15 protein-coding genes and 2 pseudogenes are annotated in these 17208 nt (G+C 70.9%); 5 read left to right on the forward strand and 12 right to left on the reverse strand.

The features are described from left to right. Nucleotides 1-4: 4 nt before the first annotated feature. Nucleotides 5-493, forward strand: a complete 489-nt coding sequence (locus OHO27_RS19145; RefSeq protein WP_328425518.1) for a MarR family winged helix-turn-helix transcriptional regulator — start codon at nucleotides 5-7, stop codon at nucleotides 491-493. Between the two features lie 59 nt (nucleotides 494-552). Here OHO27_RS19145 and OHO27_RS19150 read toward each other — a convergent pair whose 3' ends face one another. The 7 genes from OHO27_RS19150 to OHO27_RS19180 form a co-directional block, all read right to left on the reverse strand. Next, nucleotides 553-2208, reverse strand: a complete 1656-nt coding sequence (locus OHO27_RS19150; protein WP_328425520.1) for an FAD-dependent oxidoreductase — start codon at nucleotides 2206-2208, stop codon at nucleotides 553-555. Between the two features lie 64 nt (nucleotides 2209-2272). After that, nucleotides 2273-3112 carry an ester cyclase family protein gene (locus OHO27_RS19155; RefSeq protein ID WP_328425522.1) on the reverse strand — a complete coding sequence of 280 codons (840 nt, stop codon included), beginning with the start codon at nucleotides 3110-3112 and terminating at the stop codon, nucleotides 2273-2275. Between the two features lie 55 nt (nucleotides 3113-3167). Further along, entirely contained in the window at nucleotides 3168-4130 is a 963-nt protein-coding gene (locus OHO27_RS19160) for a GNAT family N-acetyltransferase (protein ID WP_328425524.1), read from the reverse strand. Nucleotides 4131-4288: 158 nt separating this feature from the next. Beyond that, entirely contained in the window at nucleotides 4289-5062 is a 774-nt protein-coding gene (locus tag OHO27_RS19165) for an SDR family NAD(P)-dependent oxidoreductase (RefSeq protein WP_328425526.1), read from the reverse strand. Next, complete coding sequence (locus OHO27_RS19170; RefSeq protein WP_328425528.1) at nucleotides 5059-6513, reverse strand: FAD-binding oxidoreductase; 1455 nt, start codon at nucleotides 6511-6513, stop codon at nucleotides 5059-5061. The genes OHO27_RS19165 and OHO27_RS19170 overlap by 4 nt, the downstream gene beginning before the upstream one ends. Further along, a complete protein-coding gene (locus OHO27_RS19175) occupies nucleotides 6513-6881 on the reverse strand; it encodes a hypothetical protein (RefSeq protein ID WP_328425530.1) in 369 nt (122 codons plus the stop codon). Before OHO27_RS19175 ends, OHO27_RS19170 begins: the two co-directional genes overlap by 1 nt. A gap of 353 nt (nucleotides 6882-7234) precedes the next feature. After that, complete coding sequence (locus tag OHO27_RS19180; RefSeq protein WP_328425532.1) at nucleotides 7235-7774, reverse strand: O-methyltransferase; 540 nt, start codon at nucleotides 7772-7774, stop codon at nucleotides 7235-7237. A 499-nt stretch (nucleotides 7775-8273) separates the two neighbouring features. On the opposite strand from OHO27_RS19180, the gene OHO27_RS19185 reads away from it, so the two are divergent. Continuing rightward, nucleotides 8274-8960, forward strand: coding sequence for a hypothetical protein (locus tag OHO27_RS19185; RefSeq protein WP_328425534.1), 687 nt, complete (start codon nucleotides 8274-8276; stop codon nucleotides 8958-8960). A gap of 147 nt (nucleotides 8961-9107) precedes the next feature. Here the strand turns inward: OHO27_RS19185 and OHO27_RS19190 are convergent, their stop codons facing one another. From OHO27_RS19190 to OHO27_RS19205, 4 genes are all read right to left on the reverse strand, one after another. After that, a complete protein-coding gene (locus OHO27_RS19190; RefSeq protein WP_328425536.1) occupies nucleotides 9108-10112 on the reverse strand; it encodes a serine hydrolase domain-containing protein in 1005 nt (334 codons plus the stop codon). A gap of 45 nt (nucleotides 10113-10157) precedes the next feature. Then, a complete protein-coding gene (locus OHO27_RS19195; RefSeq protein WP_328425538.1) occupies nucleotides 10158-10442 on the reverse strand; it encodes an AidA/PixA family protein in 285 nt (94 codons plus the stop codon). A 71-nt stretch (nucleotides 10443-10513) separates the two neighbouring features. Next, complete coding sequence (locus tag OHO27_RS19200; protein ID WP_328425540.1) at nucleotides 10514-11800, reverse strand: peptidase; 1287 nt, start codon at nucleotides 11798-11800, stop codon at nucleotides 10514-10516. A 347-nt stretch (nucleotides 11801-12147) separates the two neighbouring features. Continuing rightward, nucleotides 12148-12717 carry a lamin tail domain-containing protein gene (locus OHO27_RS19205; RefSeq protein ID WP_328425542.1) on the reverse strand — a complete coding sequence of 190 codons (570 nt, stop codon included), beginning with the start codon at nucleotides 12715-12717 and terminating at the stop codon, nucleotides 12148-12150. A 397-nt stretch (nucleotides 12718-13114) separates the two neighbouring features. Between OHO27_RS19205 and OHO27_RS19210 the strand changes: the two genes are divergently transcribed. The 3 genes and pseudogenes from OHO27_RS19210 to OHO27_RS19220 all read left to right on the forward strand — a co-directional run. After that, on the forward strand, nucleotides 13115-13732 hold the full coding sequence (locus OHO27_RS19210) for a dihydrofolate reductase family protein (RefSeq protein ID WP_328425544.1): 618 nt from the start codon (nucleotides 13115-13117) through the stop codon (nucleotides 13730-13732). A gap of 103 nt (nucleotides 13733-13835) precedes the next feature. After that, nucleotides 13836-15971: a serine/threonine-protein kinase gene (locus OHO27_RS19215; protein WP_328425546.1), complete on the forward strand. Its 2136-nt coding sequence runs from the start codon at nucleotides 13836-13838 to the stop codon at nucleotides 15969-15971. A 197-nt stretch (nucleotides 15972-16168) separates the two neighbouring features. Continuing rightward, a pseudogene (locus OHO27_RS19220) lies at nucleotides 16169-16393 on the forward strand (FAD-dependent monooxygenase); the annotation flags it as partial. Between the two features lie 77 nt (nucleotides 16394-16470). Here the strand turns inward: OHO27_RS19220 and OHO27_RS19225 are convergent. Further along, nucleotides 16471-17156: pseudogene (locus tag OHO27_RS19225) on the reverse strand (DUF2848 domain-containing protein). Nucleotides 17157-17208 lie beyond the last annotated feature (52 nt).

Consider the following 17208-nt stretch of genomic DNA (forward strand, 5'->3'; position numbering starts at 1 on the left):
GGACATGGACACTTCGACTCAGCCCCCGCCGCGGGCAGCGGATCTGCTCGACGCTGTCGGCCCCGCCTTCTCCCGACTGCGGCGTGCGCAGGCGCTGAATGTGGAGAAGCAGGTGTCCCGCAAGGACTTCACCAGGACGCTGGTGCTCAACATCGTCCAGGACGGGCCTGACCAGGAGGGCCAGGAGATCACCGTCGGTGTCGTGGGCGAGCGACTCGCCGTCGACCCCTCCGTGGCGAGCCGGATGGTCTCCGACTGCATCACCGCCGGCTATCTGATCCGCGCGGCCTCACAGCGCGACGGCCGCCGTACGATCCTCCAGCTCACCCCGGAGGGGCACGAGACACTCGCCCGCTTCCGCCGCCACCAGCGCGCGGCCTTCGAGCGCATCACCCAGGACTGGCCGGAGGAGGAGCGGCTCGAGTTCGCCCGCCTGCTCATCAAGTACGTGGACTCCGTGGGCGAGTTGCAGCAGGACTCGGGCTCCGCCTGACCGTCCGGCGAGCCCACGGGAAAGGGCCCGCGGCGACGACCGCCGCGGACCCCGGCCCGCTACCTCGTCCCCGTACGGGATCCCCGTACGAGAATTTTCCGAAGTACCGCCGTGAGCACCGCGGTCTCCTCACCTTGCGGGTCCGCGCCCGGCGACCGCCACGCGACGACACCGTCCGGCCGTACCAGTACCGCGCCTTCGGGGCGCAGACCGCCGTAGCGCTCGGAGAAGGTGCCGTCCGGATCGGCCAGCGTGCCCGCCCCGCCGCCCGTACCCGGCACCACCCGGCGGGCCATGAGTTTCAGGCGCAGCTCGGCGGAGGCGGAGACGGCGGCCGAGATCCACTCGCGGCCGCGCTCCCCGGTCAGCAGGACGAAGTCCCGCCCGAACAGGTCGAGCGTGGAGACGGGTTCGCCGCCCCGCGACAGCATCGCGTACGGCGCCCGGGTCCCCGGCTCCCCGCGCAGCGCCCGCGGATCGGAGGCGACCGGAAGATCCGCGCCGCCCGGCTCCTCGACGATCGCGGCGGAGCGGTACGCCTGGCCCGATGTCACCGTCACCGCGTCCGCGACGGCGGCCCGCTGCTCCGGGGTGGCGGTGCCGGAACGCAGGGCGAGCTGGAGGGACCCCTGCTCGGCCGTGTAGCCGGCCACAGGCCGCCGTTCGGCGTCGTACGTCTCCACAAGGCCGGCCCCCGCGACGCCCTCGACCACCAGGGCGAGCTTCCAGGCGAGGTTGTGGGCATCGGCGATACCGGTGTTGGCCCCGTAACCCCCGGTCGGCGGCACCACATGCGCCGCGTCCCCGGCGAGCAGCACCCGCCCGTGCACAAAGCCCTCGGCCACCTCCTCCGCCATGTCCCAGGGGAAGCGCGAACGGATCGTCACCTCGACCCCGGGCGCTCCTATGGCGGCCCCCACCAGCTCGGCACAGCGGCCGTCGGTGAAGTCCTCCAGGCTCTCGCCGTCCTCGGGCCGGTACCCGACGATCAGCGTGCCCCCGGACAAGGTGTCGTCATGCACGAGGATGCCGGTGACCTGGTCGTTCTTCACATGGACCACGCTGTAGCGGCGCTCCCCCAGCACCGGGCGCAGATCGGCGCCGAACGCGATGCTCACATGCCGGGACAGCACCCCGCGCCCCTGGCGGGGCACCTTCAGCGCCTCCCGCACGGTGCTGCGCGGCCCGTCGCAGGCCACCAGATAGGAGCTGCGGAAGGTACGGGTGCCGGCGTCGTCACCGAGGACGGCGGTCACTCCCTCCGGGTCCTCCGCGAAGGACAACAGCTCCGTACCGAACCGGAGGTCGGCGCCGAGCTCCACCGCCCGGTCCCGCAGCAGGGGCTCCAGGCGGTCCTGCGGCAGCAGCAGCAGCCGGGACGGGGTGAGGTCGCCCAGGTCGTCATCGCCCTCCAGCTCCTCCTTGCTGAACAGCACCTCCCCCGCCAGCGAGACCACCCCGGCACGAGTGCGGTGGGTGGCGAACCCCGCCGCCTCCTGTACGGCCGCGTCCTCGACGCCGGCCTGACGCAGCAGCTCCCCGGTCCGGGGGTAGTAGCCGACGGCCCTCGGATGGATGGACGTACCCGGATGGCGCTCCACCATGGTGCACCGGACCCCGTGCCGGGCGAGGAACACGGCGGTGGACAGCCCGACGAGGCTGCCGCCGACGATCAGTACGGGTGCGCTGTCGGAAGGGTCGGAAGCGGTGGTCATCGCACAGTCCCTCTCTGGGATATCGGCCTCGGACATCGGCTCTCGGAACGGACGTGGGTCCTGCTCACGGGGTCGGCAGCCCGGCCCGCCCCAGGGCCAGGTAGTCCACGACCTCCCAGTGCTCCGCGACCTTGCCGCGCTCGATGCGGAACTGGTCGCAGGTGCGCATCTGAAGCGGCAGCCCGGAGGGGCCGCCCCCGCTCCACGCGCCGGTGAGTGTGCCGGTCCAGGTCACGAAGACCATCACCCGGTCGTCGGCGGCGACGATGTGGTCCACGGTGGTGACCAGGTCGGGAAAGGCGGCGATGTTGTCCGCGAAGAACGCCTTGAACGCGTCGAGGCCGTCCGGCACCGCGTCCGTACGCATGTTGTGGTGCCGGTAGTCCTGGTGGTAGTAGCGCTCGGCCAGGTCCAGCCGGTGCTCGCTGAAGACGTCGCGGTACGCGCCGAGCACCAGCTCCGCGTTGGCCCGCTCGGTGTCGCTGTGCGGGCCGTGCAGACCGGGGGCGGCCGGCTGACCGCTCTGTTCCGGACCGTCCTCCACGCCGTGCGCGGCGAGCACGTCCCGGTCGGCCACGTTCCAGTGCTCGGCGACCTTGCCGTCCCGCAGCCGGTACAACTCGGCGGTGTGCAACCGGAGTTCGTCTCCCGAGCGGGTGCGTCCGGTCCAGGTCGCGAAGAGCATCACCCGGTCGTTGTCGGCCACCAGGTGGTCGATGTCCGCGCGCAGCTCCGGGAATTCACGGTCCGATGTCCGCCAGCCCGCCGGGTCGTGCTCGACGCAGTCGGCATGGAAGAAACGGTCCGCCTCCTCAAGGCGGCGCTCGCGGTAGAGCGTCCCGTACAGCTCGCGGACCAGCTCGGCGTTGCGCGTGCGCTGCCCGGCGGGGATCACGGTGGTCATGGGGTCCTCTCGGCTCGGCTCTTGAACAAGGGGAGGATCGGGGGAGGGTGACCGCTCAGGCCTTGAGCGCGTACGTCGACCAGTGGGAGTCGGCCTCGAAGCCGAGCTTCCGGTTGAGCGCGACCACGGCCGTGTTGGCGGTGTCGTTGAAGACCTGGACCAGCGCGAGACGGCCGTTCTCCCGGGCGGCCCCGAGCAGCAGTTCGGCCTTCAGCCAGCTGGCGAGACCACGCCGCCGGTGCTGCGGCAGCACCAGCGTCTCGCCGACGTCCGCCATCGGACTGCTGCGCACGAACACGGTGGCGTACGCGACGATCGCGGTGCCGTGCTCGGGCAACGCCGCCACCACATGGGGCAGATGCCCGGCCCGCTCCGCCTCGGCCTCCCGCGCCCGCACGTCGTCGGCGGAGGGACGCCGCACCCGGGCCTGGCCGTTGACCCGTTCCTCCAGCGCGCTCCAGGCCCGCGCGTAGGACTCCACCAGGTCGTCTGGGCAGGCACCCTGCCACGCCATCAGCCGGTAACCGGGCACCGGCCGGGCCGCAGCGGCCTGCAGCACCGCACGGGCGGGCCCGGCCAGACGCAGCCGATGGCGCACGCTCTCGCCGATGAGTTCCGCGCCGAGCTCCGCCGCGAAGCGCTCACCAGCGGCCGCCCTGGGCGCGTCGGCCAGCAGCAGATCCCGTCCCCGCTCCCGCAGCGCCGCCAGGCCCGCGGCCGCCAAGGCCCGTCCGGCACCGCGCCGCCGGTATCCGGGGAACACCCACAGCGAACCGTGTCCCGGTCCGCTCGGATCCCCCAGGTCGAGCCCGAGCTTCAGCACACCGGCCGGGGTGCCGCCGTCGTGCGCGACGAGCACGATCCGCTCGGTCCCGTGCCGCCGCTGGAACAGCCGCGCCAGCAGCGCCTCCGTGACCGGCGGATCACCGGGCAGCTCCAGGCTCATGGTCTCCCGGAACCCGGGAAGCAACGCGGCGATAGTCGCCGGCTCATCGCCGTCGAGGCTACGAATCTCCATGCCCCACACGGTGGCCCGGACCTCTCGAAGCACCGTCGAGGACAACTCGACACCGGCCGCCGGCCGCCGGCGCGGAAAAGGGACGGGCCCCGTCGCACTCCAGGAGTCCCTGGAAGGCGACGGGGCCCGGTACTACGGGTGGGCGCTGATCGGACCCGTCAGGCGCCGCCCGTCACGCGGAGCGTCTCGCCGTTGGTGTTGCCGTTGGCGGCCGAGCCGAGGAAGACCACGGCCCTGCCCACGTCCTCGGGCGCGGACATCCGGCCCGACGGCAGGGTCTTGCCCTTCTCCTCCAGGAAGCCCGGGGGCACATGCGCCCGCACGGTCTCGGTGCTGGTCTGCCCCGGCACCACCATGTTGACCAGGATCCCGTCGGGCCCCAGCTCCCAGGCCAGGCTCCGCATCAGCCCGAAGAGCGCGGACTTGCCCGCGCCGTACGCCCCCGCCCCGGCCTTGCCGGTGTCCGCGAGGCCCGCGCCGAGCAGCACGACCCGGCCCCACGGCCGCCCGCGCATCCACGGCAGCACCGCCTGAAGGGTGTGGAACACGGCGTCGACACCGGTGCGCAGCACCTCCTGCCACTGCTTCGCCGGTACGTCCTCGAAGCGCGGCACCGGCTGCCCCGGCCGCGGGATCGCCTCGCTCCAGACCACTGCGTTGGCCACCAGCACATCGATGCCGCCCCATTCCTCGGCGACCCGCCCCACCGCGTCCCGTATGCACCGCTCATCCGCGAGGTCGTAGCGCACCACCAGCGGTGTCCCGCCCGCCTCGGTCACCAGCCGTGCGGTCTCCAGGGCCCCGTCCTCATTGCTGTGGTACGTGATCGCGACCCTCGCGCCCTCCTCCCCGTACGCCACGGCCGTGGCCCGGCCGATGCCCGAGGAGGCGCCGGTGACCAGCACGACCTTGTTCCGCAGATCCGTCCTCATGACTCCACCTCGGTCGTCGTCGGGGCACGGTCGCCGATGCTCTGCGCGTGCCGGAAGAAGTCCTCCGGGTCGTAGGCCCGCTTCACGGCGCGCAGTCGGAGACGGTTCGCGCCGAAGTACTCCGTCTCCCAGTCCCCGCCCACCCGTGAGCTGGGGAAGTTGATGTACGAGCCGCAGGCGAGCGGCTCGAGTGCCGTCGCCGCGCGGTCCGCCAGCGCGGTCAGCCGCGCCGGCGCCGCCGGGTCCGTCGCCACCTCCCGGCAGGCGAACTGATAGCCGATCAGGAACCGTGCGTTCCGGTGGGCGTAGGCGGTCGCGGTGCCCGGCACCCGGCTCGCCGCACCGCCCAGCGCGATGCACAGCAGATAGCGCTCCTGGCCCGCCGCGTCGAGAGCGGGATCCCAGGCGTCGAGCAGCGCCGCCGACTCCGCCCGGGTCGCGGCCCGGGCGGTCAGCCGATAGCTCTGCCTGGTGTACGGATGCCGGTGCCCCTCGGCTTCGGGACCGGTTCCGGTACGGCGGCACTGGGCCACCGTCTTCGAGCCGCACAGCGCCTCGTGCATCACCTCGGCATACCCGCCCCGCGCACCGACGGTCCGGCTCAGCGGCTTGCTCCCGGCACGTTCCGCCAGTTCGTCCAGCCCGGCGCGCAACGCCTCGTCCGGTCCCAGGTGCACGCCCCAGACCTTGACCACGGGACGCCCGCCGGGCCCGAACATGCCCGGCAGCACCACCAGCGAGGTGCCGAGCTCGTCGGGGCCGTCGACGGCCCACTCCTGCCAGGCCGTCAGCACCTCCACGGCGTCGTCGTACGCCCACAGCGTCTCGAAGCCGGTCATCTCGGGCGCGTCGATCGGTTGCACCTCGAACTCCGTGACCACCCCGAAGGTGCCTCCGCCGCCACCGCGCAGCGCCCAGTACAGATCGGGCTCCTCGGTGGGCGAGCAGCGGACGGTCCGGCCGTCGGCGAGCACCACGCGCGTCGCGGTGACCCGGTCGCTGCCCAGTCCGAACCTCCGCGTCTGCCAGCCGATCCCGCCGCCGGTCAGGAATCCGCCCGCGGCGACCGTGGGAAACGTGCCGGTGACGATCTGCCGCCCCTGGGTCCGCAGGGCGTCCAGCGCGTCCAGCGACTGGGCACCCGCCCCGAGCCGCACCACGGGCCCCTCGGCCACGACGTCGTTCATCCGGGACAGGTCGACGACCAGCCCAGCACCGGTCGACCAGCCGTTGAAGCTGTGGCCGCCACCCCGGATGTGCGGCCGCACCCCGTGCTCCCGGGCGTGGCGCACGCACAGCGCGACATCCCGCTCGGAGGCGCAGTACGCGACGGCGTACGGCTCGATCGTGTCGTACTCGGTGTTCTGGAGCTGTCGGGCCAGAGCGAAACCCGCCTCGTCCGGCAGAACCAGGTCCCCGTCGAGCCGGTCCCGCAGCGCAGCCGCCCGCATCAGTCGTCGATGCCGAACTTGCTCGCGGTCACCTTGGAGCCCGCGTGCCCGCGCAGCTTGGTGCCCTGAGGGTCGAAGAACTCGGCGCCGCCGGTGCCCTGCCACTCGGTGTTCGAGATGAACTCGCCCGACACCCGGACATGCGCCTCCCCCACATGCTTGCCCTCGGGATCGGCGGCCAGGATGTGGAAGCCGTACTCGAAACTGTCCGGGCCCGTGGCACGCCAGGTGCCCAGGCCGATGTTCTTGGTGTTGAGCTGAGTGGAGACGACCGAGCCGTCCGCCGAGAAACAGACGAGCCCGGGAACGGCCTTCCCGTCGTCGTCCAACTGCGTGGTCCAGGTGCCGACCAGCCGTGCGTCGCTCATCACAGATCTCCTCGATCTTCTGGGGAAACTGGGGGAGTGGGATGTCCCGGCCAGGCTTCCGGCCCCCTCTCAAGACCCGCTCGAGACGTCCTGTAGCTGGACTGCTCCTCCTGCGGAGGACGGCACTGGGGCCCGAACTCCGGATGCCAGAGCGCGGCCACATGCATGGACCCGAGCGCCACCAGGGCCCGGTACGACGGCCGCAGGAGGAAACGCACGAGCCCCCGCCACAGAGCGCCCAGGGTGGTGCCGCGGGGCGGTGCGGCGATCTTGTCGGGATGCCCCTCGGGCAGGAACTCCGGATTGAACGGGCGAAGGGACACAGCACTCCTAGGTGTCGACGCGCGGAGTCGTCAAGCAGCGCGGACGGCCATCTCCACACCGCCGTCAATGGGAAGAGGCAGCGACACATAGCCGCTGCCGGAAGACCGGACATGGGCGAGAAACTCCGCGCACAGCGTCTGAACGTCCCGCACACCATGAGCCACCACCACCGCGCCTGGCAGCATCCGGGGCTCCACCAGCTTCAGCAACGCGAGGAAGGACTCCGGCGGACCACCGAGCAGCAGCAGATCGACAGGCCCGGGGACGGTCGCCTGCAACCGCTCGGGACCACCCACCCGCACCTCTGCGTACTGTCCGAGTCCGGCCTTCTCGACCGCCGCCGCGGCGGCCTCGGCGCGTACGGTGTCCGGCTCGCAGCAGATGACCCGGCCACGCCCGTTCTCGCTCATCGCTGCCGCGAGCCTGGCGGTGGACGACTCGTACGGACAGCCGATCTGGAGCACATTGAGCGGTCCGGCCGCCAGAACCAACTGCCGGAGGAGGATGCCGGTGGCGGCTTCGACGGAAGGCACGGCGGAGCATTCGGTGGAAGAAATGGCATTGGGCATGCGGTACTCCCCGTCACGAGGTTCGAGACATTCGAGGTCTCTCGGCCCGAGCGTTACAGATACCGCCCCCACGAGCGACAGCCCTGGATGCCTTCCCGAGCGAGCCTTCAGCCGCGCTCCAGACCCGCACCGGCCGAGCACGTGCCCCGCCGACGCCGGGCCTCCGCCTGCGGGCAGGTTCCCCAGACGCCGTGCCCTCGGCCCGCCGTATCTCACGCACTGGCCAACTGGCCACCGGCCCCCTGCGGGCACGTAACCGGCTAGCCCGATCCTCCGCACATGACCGATTCGGATGAACGGTGATCTGGCCGGGCGACGATCCGTAGGGTGCTGGATCTGTGCGGGGGGGGCCAACAGGGGCGGGATAACGGGAGTTCGACCCTCAGCGGCGCCAAAAGTTAATATCGTCTGCGCCTCAGCGGGGGAGGGCATTGTGGCAGGCGCATCCGATGATCATTCCACTGCCAAGCTGTTGGCACTGCTCGGGGGAATCGCATCCGTGCTGTCGATCCTGGCCTGGCTGGGCGTGAGCAACGCGGCGGAGCTGAATGACCTGTTGGCCGACTCGTCCCACTCCAGTTCCAGCCCAACCCCGTACACCCCCGATGAATCTGACACCAGTGAGGGGAGTACTGACGAGCCCGACCCCGGGCCGTCGACACCCCCTCCGGATCCCACCGAAGAGGCGTTCAGAGCCATCTCGGCCGGCGACTGCCTGGCGGTCTACGACACGGGCCGCGGGGGCACCACCAGCATCGACTGGAGCGTCGATGTTCCGCCGGCCCCCGTGTCCTGCGCCGGCGAGCGGGCGCTGGTCCGGGTGACCGCCACCGACACGGCTTGCGCCACCAGCTACGGGAAGTCGTACTGGAGCTACCAGTCCGCCACCACCGGCAACACCACGAAGCTCTGCCTCACCCGCATCTACCACGCCACCTACTGCATGCTCGGCCGGCAGTCCGGCGACTCGATCTCCCTCGGCCCGATGACGGCCGTGGCTTGCCGACGCGAGCCGGTGCCCGCCCCGTACGACCAGATCATGCACATCACAGGCGTCTACCGCGCCCCGGCGGGCGCCAACGCGAACAACTGCCGCCGGGCGGCCGGTGACCAGACCCGCTACTGGGCCTGGCTGGTGGACGACGGCGCCACGCTGCTGTGCACCACGATCTACCAGGGCGGCTGACCGCCAACTGAAGTCCAGGTCAGCCCCGGCCGCTCAAATACGCGGAGACGATGACGTTCGCCGAGTAGGTGGGGTGCGGGTGTCGAAGGTGCCGCCGCAGGTGACAGGCGGAGTTCGGCTGCCGCGGTGTGCGCGACACGACCCGGTTCAGACCGCCGGTGGCCGAACCTGAAGCAGGGTGGGTGGAGCCACTCGTTTCGGAGTCCTTTCGGAAGACCTGCCCTCGCAGAGGGACTTGTCGACGAGGTCCAGGAAGTCGAGCTCGGCCCGAAGCGAGGCGGGCACCTCGTTCAGGGCGACGGCGACCCTCCGGCCGCCGGGGCCGACGGCGATCAGCGCCCCGTCGTCGGCGGTGAAGTAACTGCGGGAATACGGTCCTTGAACGTGGATGTCGTCACCGGGCCCGTAACTGTCGCGCAACCCGAGAGGTTCGATGATGCGGCGGGTGACCTCCGCCTCGGGGGGACGGCCGGTGACCTCGCGGACGATCACGCCGAGGACGAGGTAATTGGTGGTGGCGTAGTGCCACGTGCCGTGCGGGCGCGGCAGCTCAAGGGCGCGTGTGACGAGGTCAAGCGGCTCGAAGTGGTGGTACCGCAGTTGCTCGGGGTGCTCCCATTCGGGGGCGTCGAGGTAGTCGGGCAATCCGCTGGTGTGCTGAAGGAGTTGCCGTACGGTGATCCGGCTGCCGTCGTAGCCGCCTACGTGTCCGCGGCCGTGTATCAGGCCGGGCAGGTAACGGTCTACGGGGTCCCCGAGGGAGAGGCGGTGCTCGGCGACGAGCTGCAGGACGAGTGTCGCGGTGAATGTCTTGGTCACGCTGCCGGCGCGCAGTCTGTCGGTGGCGTTCATAGGGCGTCCGGTGTGCAGATCCGCCGTTCCGGCGGTCCCGGTCCAGCGCCCGCAGCGCGCGTCCGCGGTGGGGTCGGCCACCAGGACGGCGGCTACGGTGATCCCGTCGCGGTCGGTGAGGACGTGCAGTGCCCGGCGGGTCTGGTCGTGGGTGCCGCAGTCGACGGGGGAGCGTGGGACCGGCGCCTGCGCGGTCGCCACCGGACCGGTGGCCAGCACGATGGCTGCAACCAGGACCGCAAGGCCGGCGGCCACGGCCGCGCGTCTGCCGGGCTCGGAAGTCACTAAGAGGGTCGGCATGTGACGCAACGTCAGGCGCGGGCGATGCGGCATCGGGTAGACGCCCTAGATCACTTCGATCTCCGGCGCCCTGATGAGCAGGTGCTGGTTGTCGCTGCTCACGTACCGGTAGAGGAGCGCCTTGTAGTCGCTGCCGAGCGACAGCGTCGTCTCCCGCCACTTGAGGTTGTCCCCGGGTTCGGCTCGGAGGTTCGGCCAACGGTTCGGGTCCGAAGGCGGAGGTGTGGCAGACGGATCGGAGCCACCACGCCGTCGCCGGGGAGGAAGGGCGGTGGCGCGGTGGCCCGGGTCCTGACATCTTCGGGGGACTTCATGGAGCCGCGCAGCCATTTGCGCCCGGGAGACGAGCCGGGCCCGACTCCCCCTCGGGGAACGGGCCCGGTCGCGTCTCACCCCGCCGGTCAGGCGTCGGCGCCCGCCTTGCGGCGACGGGCGACGACCACCGCGCCGGCGCCGAGCACGAGCGCCGCGCCGCCCGCCAGGGCGACCTGCGGCAGAACGTCGTTCGAGCCGGTCTCGGCGAGCGAGCCACTGCCGCTGCCGCCGGTTGCGTTCACCGGAGTGTTGGAAGTGCCGCCCTGTTCGGTGGTGTTGTTGCTCCCGCCGGGCTTGCCCTCGGTGTCCTCGCCCTTGCCCGGGTCGGCGGCCTTGGCCAGGATCTGGAACTCGTGGTGGTCGAGGTCCGGGTAACCGCCGCATGACCCGTCAGCGTTGACGTAGTCGGCCGACACGAAGACGGCGCCCTGCCCCGCGGGAATGTCCTTGTCGGCCTTCATCCGCAGCTTGACGTCGAGGGAGGCCTTCGCCTTGAGGGGGCCGACGGACGATCCGTTCAGCTGGTCGACGTCGCGCCAGTTCGGGTTCCCGGCGATGGACCACTCCAGGTCGAGGTAGGAGTCGAGTTCCTTGAGGCCCTTGTCGTCGAAGGCGTGGACGGCTGCGTACGGGTACACCTCGTCCATCGTCTTGTTGGTCCCGTTGGTGACGCGCAGCGTGAACTTCTTTGTGGTTCCGCCTACGACCTTGTCCGGCAGCCCGCTGACGACAGCGGTGAGCTTGGGCTCGGGGACGCACTCGCCGCCCGGCTCCTCACCCTCCTCGGCCTCGGCATCCGCGAGCGCCTTCTTCGCGTCGTCCAGCTTCTTCTTGGCCTCGTCCCTCGTCTTCTGAAGAAGGTTGATCTTCCGGGCCTGGGCGACGCGGGCGTCGTCGTGGGCGGTCCTCGCCTCGGTGGCCTTGGTGTCGGCGGCCGTCTTGGCCGCGGCGGCGTCCTGGGCGGCCTTCTCGGCCTCGTCCAGCACCGTCTGCGCCGCGGCCTTCTCCTCGTCGGTGGTGGCGGCGTCCAGCTTGGCCTGGGCGTCCACGACCGCCTGATCGGCCTCGGTCTTGGCCTTGGCGGCGGCCTCAGCGGCCTTCTTGGTCTCGATGACCGCGGCCTTGGTCGGGTAGGTCTCCGCCTCCAGGCCCTCCTCGAGGAACTTGATGGCGTCGTTCACCGCGATGACGGCGGCGTCGTACTCCTTCTGCGCGAGGTCGACGGCCTGCTCGAGCTCTTCGATCGTCGGCTTCGCCTTCTGCGTCTGCGCGGCCGGCTTCTCGTCGGCGAAGGCGGGTGCGGTCGAGAGGAGGACGACCGGGGCGGTCACGGCGGCGGCGACGGCGGTCGCGAGAACACGGCGAATCTTCACAAGGGACCCCTGGTCGGGTGGCGAAAAGGTGCGCTTGGCGTCGCGTTTGCGGGCTTCTCACGCGGGGCGACGATGCGGCGATCGTATGACCTGCCTGATCAAGGCCGCAGGTGGTTTCCCGCACCTCCGCCGGAAAAGCCTTCACAGCGCACACACAAATGGCACTTACGGGCACAGTTGCCTGCGTAGGCCGCACTTTTTCTGTGATCCATCACTCAGCGCCCGGGAGGCGGTCCTGGGCTGCACGAGGCGCGCCCGGCCGCGGGAGGGCCGGGCGCGCCAGTGGCTTATCGGTGCGTGGGGAACGCGTTCAGTTCACGCACGTGGTGTCGGGGTCGGGTCGGCGGTCAGCGGTGGTAGCCGCCGTGGTGACGGTCGTCGTTGTGACGGTCGTCGTTGTGACGGTCGTCGTTGTGACGGTCGTTGTGGCGGTCGTTGTGACGGTCGTGGCCCCAGGACTCGCTGTCGACGAAGCGGCCGCGGTCGTTGCGGAGGGTGGCGGTGTCGGAGCGGTTGTCCCAGACGTAGTGGCGGCGGTCCTGGTACAGGTCGCTGTCGGTGTCGCGGCCGATGCCGGTGTGGACGCGGACCGTGGCGCGGCCTTCCAGGCGGTAGTGGTCGAAGGTGTAGGTGCGACCGTCCTCGTCCTCGAGGGTCCAGCCGTCGAGGTTGACCGCGCGGCGGGTGGTGTTGGTGATTTCCACCCACTCCCGGTTCAGAGAGCGGTTGGTGCGGTCGTCACGGCCCGGGGAGTCGTACTGGACGTCCGAGATCTTCACCTTCGGCCGCTCGGGACGGGAGTGGTCGGCGGCGGACGCCGGCAGCGTGACGACCGAGACCAGAGCACCGGCGGCGAGCGCGGCGGCGGCGAGACGGCGGGCGCTGACAGAAGCGGAAGCGGACAAGGGGTCTCCCATGGTGCGGACACCTTCCCCGAGAGGCCGTTACGGGTCTGCCGGGAGTCGGTGTGGTGGGTTTTGGCGGCCGGCCGGCCGCACGCACACCTTGTCCACGTCGTGGAGAACTTCAGGAGAGGCCGTCACCTCTGTTACCTGTTGTCCATATTTCCATTACTCTCGGATGCAACCTCCACGTATGCCGCATACGGCTGGGTATTGCCGCGTCGACAGGCCGGGAGGCCTTGCGGGCGTTGGGTTGTGACGTCGCCCGGCCACGGTGCGCCGCCCCGCGAAGGATCGGGTCATCACCCGAAAGTGAGTAACAGCGGGTTCCTGCCGACAGTGTCGAATGTGCCCGTTCCCGATCGACGTGAGAGTGAAGGCAGCACATCCCAGGACTTCAGGAGCACTCATCGTGACCGTAACCGCGGACCTGGCCATCTCCCTCGACGGCTTCGTCGCCGGCACCGGCGTCACCCTCGACAACCCGGGAGGCGACGGCGCCGAGCCGCTCTTCGAATGGATCCACGGCCTGGCGAGCTGGCGGCAGCGCCAGGGCATGACCGGCGGGGTGGAGAACCGCGACTCCGAGCTGATGCGCGAGTGGTTCGACGCCACCGGAGCGGTGGTCATGGGCCGGATGATGTACGACACGGGCGAGGAGTTCTGGGGCGCCGACCCACCGTTCAAGGCCCCGGTCTTCGTGCTCACCCACCGCCCCCGGCCGACCCTGGTCAGGGAGGGCGGCACCACCTTCACCTTCGTCACCGACGGCATCCACAGCGCGCTCGACCAGGCGAAGGCCGCCGCCGGGGACAGGAACGTCGACATCGCGGGCGGGGCGAGCACCGTGCAGCAGTACCTGGGCGCGGGACTCATCGACGAGCTCCAACTGCACGTGGTGCCCGCGCTTCTCGGTGCGGGGCTGCGGCTCTTCGAGGGCCCGGGAGCCGGGCGGCGGCGGGACCTCGAGCCGGTGAGGGTGGTCGCCACGCCCCTCGCCACCCACCTGAAGTACCGCTTGGTGAAGTGACGCAGGGACACCGGTCCGTGGTAGGGCGCGGCTCCGCTTCCGCGGCGGCAGGCCCTACGCTGATCCCCGTGAGGTAGGCAGGCGCGGGGAAGGATGATCGGCGATGACGCCCCTGAGCACCGGGGACCCGGAGTCCATAGGCGGGTACACCCTGCTCGGTCGGCTCGGGGCTGGCGGCATGGGAGTCGTCTATCTGGGAGTCTCCGCGTCGGGACGGCAGGTCGCGGTCAAACTCGTCCACGGGTCGTACGCCGATCAGGAGGAGTTCCGAACGCGCTTCCGGCAGGAGATCGCCGCGGCGCGCAGAGTGAGCGGCGCCTTCACCGCGCCGGTCGTGGACGCCGACCCGGATGCCGTCCGGCCGTGGATGGCGACGCTCTACGTGCCCGGGCTCAACCTCGCCGAAGTCGTGAAGAAGGACGGCCCGCTGAGCCAACGGGAGCTGCGCGCGCTGGGACTGGGGCTCACCGAGGCGCTGCGCGACATCCACCGGGCGGGCCTGGTGCACCGGGACCTCAAACCGGCCAACGTCCTGATGACCGAGGACGGGCCGCGTGTCATCGACTTCGGTATATCGCGCGCTGCCGACAACCAGAGCCTGACCGTGACCGGGCGGGTGATCGGCACTCCGCCCTTCATGTCGCCGGAACAGATCGCGTCGCCCCGAGACGTCACCCCGTCCTCGGACGTGTTCTCGCTCGGGTCGCTGATGGTGTTCGCGGCCGTCGGCACCGGGCCGTTCGACGCCGACAGCCCCTACATGACCGGCTATCAGGTGATGCACGAGGCCCCGGACCTCGAAGGGGTGCCCGAAGCGCTCCGGCGCATTGTCGAGCGCTGCCTCGACAAGGACCCGGCCGCACGGCCGGAACCGGCGGATCTGCATCGCCTGCTCCAGGCGCTGCCGGAATCCGATGCCACCGCGCCCCTGAAGGCCAGGGCGTCCGCCGTACCCCGGCCCCGGCCCGCTCCCCGCAGCGCGGCCACCACCGCTGTGGGAACCGGCACCGGCAAGGGACGCCGAGCCCGGATGCTGCTCACCGGCCTCGCCGCGGCGTTGGCCGTGACGGGGCTGAGTATCACGGCGGGTGTCTTCGTGTCGGGCCAGGACACGACCACCGCCGCCGACGCCATCCCCACCGCCCGTGCGGCGTCCCTGCCCGACGGCTGGAAGCCGTGGCGTACGGCCCTGCGGTACGACGTGAAGGGTGTCCCCCTCGACTACCAGGCCCCTGGATGCGTGGCGAACGGGAGCGCCCTGTTCTGCGGTGGTACGGGCTTCACGGTCGCCAGGATCGACCCGGCCTCCGGCCGCACCCTGTGGCGGACCGGCACCCGTCCCCAGGGAGTGCGACCGATCGGTGTGCGCGACGGGCTGGTCTATGCGTACGAGGACCCGGACGACACGACCAGGCGCGTGGTGGCCCTCGACGCCGGTACCGGGCACCGGCGGTGGCAGCGCGACATCGACAAGGCCGCGGACCCGGTCCTGTACAACGGCGGACTGCTGACCCTGTCTCCGGACTCCTCGTCGTTCGTCGCATACGGGCCTTCCGGCAAGGAGTTGTGGCAGGCGCCCTCGCAGGACGAGTACTGCACTCCGTCAGCACTGGGAGGCGTCCCTTACGCCCTGTGCTGGGCCGGCACCGAGCCCGGCCAGACCCCCGTCGACCTGATGAAGCTCGAACCCGGCAGCATGACCGAGACCGCCACTCTGCCCCGGAAGGCGGAAGCGCTCGGTGCTGTGCGCGGGCAGCCCTTGTTCCTCGCCCCCCAGACCGCGAAGGACGTCTACGAATCCGGGTACGAACGGCCGTACAACGCGCTGTTGCGAGTGGCCCCGGAAACCGGGCAGGTCAGACGGATTCCGCTGGCACGTCCGCTGACCGGCGCGGCCACCCTGGTGGACGGCGTCGTCTACTTCGTCCGGGCCAACGGGTCGGTCACCGCGGTGTCGGCGGACAGCGGCAGACAACTCTGGCAGAAGGCCACGGACATGGAGAGTCTGTCCGCGCCCGTGGTGTCGGCGACGTACAAGCGGGTCTACTTCTCCAACCGCTTCGGCCGCCTGCTGGCACTCGACAGCCGCACCGGGGCGGAGGCATGGCGCACTTCCGCACTGAACGACCCCGGGGACAAGGCGCAGGACACCCCGCCGCGTGTGCTGCTCATCAAGGACGCGATCGTGGCGACGGCCGGCGACACGGCCTTCTCCCGGAGCCCGGACGGGCCCAACTGACCGGCTGACAGGTCTGCATCATCCGGGACTGTCGAGTGGCCGCGCACGTCCCCTGGGTCGGCGCACCTCTCTGGGCCGCGTGCCCCACCTCACTGCTACGGCTCTCCTCGTTCAGGTGATTTTCCGTCCGGTAAGCCGCTTCACCGGACCTACTGTCCCGTCTCGTGACAGAAAGACAGACGCGGCGAGCAACCGACGTGGTCGTCCTCGGCGCCGGACCGGCTGGGCTCGTGCTCGGCAATCACCTTCAGGACAGCGGGATCGACTGCGTCATCCTGGAGCGCGCCGAGCGCGCGCACATCCAGACGCGGGCGCGCGCCGGGTTCCTGGCGGCGAACACCGTACGGATCCTGGAACGGCACGGGCTGGCCGAGGGGCTGCACCGGCACGGACAGGCGCACAGCACATGCGAGTTCCGCACCGTGGCCGACGCCGGCCTCGCCCTGGTGGACCAGTCACCGCTGCCCCTGGACGGCAACGTGCTGCACGTCCGGAAGCGTCAGCCGATGGGTGCCGGCATCGGCCGGACGTCGTACTGAAGGCGGATGGTGTCTCCGGTGGCGGGGTCGGCCAGTTCCACGCTCCAGCCGTCGGCGAACTGGTCGACGCCGGGGGTCATGGGGATGGTGCCGGAGATCAGGACGGTGCCGGGTGTGAGCGCGCCGCGTGAGCGCAGGACGTCGATCCAGTAGGCGGGGGCGAGGAGTTCGGCGAGGGTGCCGTGCTGGATCTCCGTCGAGGTGCCGCCGTGGGTGACCCAGGCGCGCAGGGTGAGGTCGTCGAGGCGGGACTCCACGTCGGCCAGGGGCCAGGCACGGCGGGCGAGGACGTCGGGGCCGGCGTTCTTGCTCCAGGCCACGCCGTGCACCTCAAGGTCGCGGTCGGTGTGGTCGCAGGCGGCGGTCAGCAGCAGCTCCCCGCCGTCCGCCACGACGAGCGCCCACTCCGCCTCGCCGGAGGTGTGCGCGTGCTGCGCGTGGACCCGGTCGGTCTGCTGGGCGAGGTAGGGGAGACGGGGTAGAGGGCGGGCGTCACGGACGGGCCCGGCACGCCCAGCTCGGCGAGCTCCGCGACGTGCGCGGCGACGTCCTCCTGGCTTCGTCCGGCATACCCGGCGTTCAGGACCTGGACGACGTCGACCTCGCGCGTCGATCCGTCGGGCAGTTCGAAGGTCAGCACGGCCATGAGGGCACTCCCAGAGATCGGGTCCGCAGATCGGGTCCGCAGATCGGGTCCG

Source organism: Streptomyces sp. NBC_00443, assembly GCF_036014175.1.
Classification (GTDB): Bacteria; Actinomycetota; Actinomycetes; order Streptomycetales; family Streptomycetaceae; genus Streptomyces.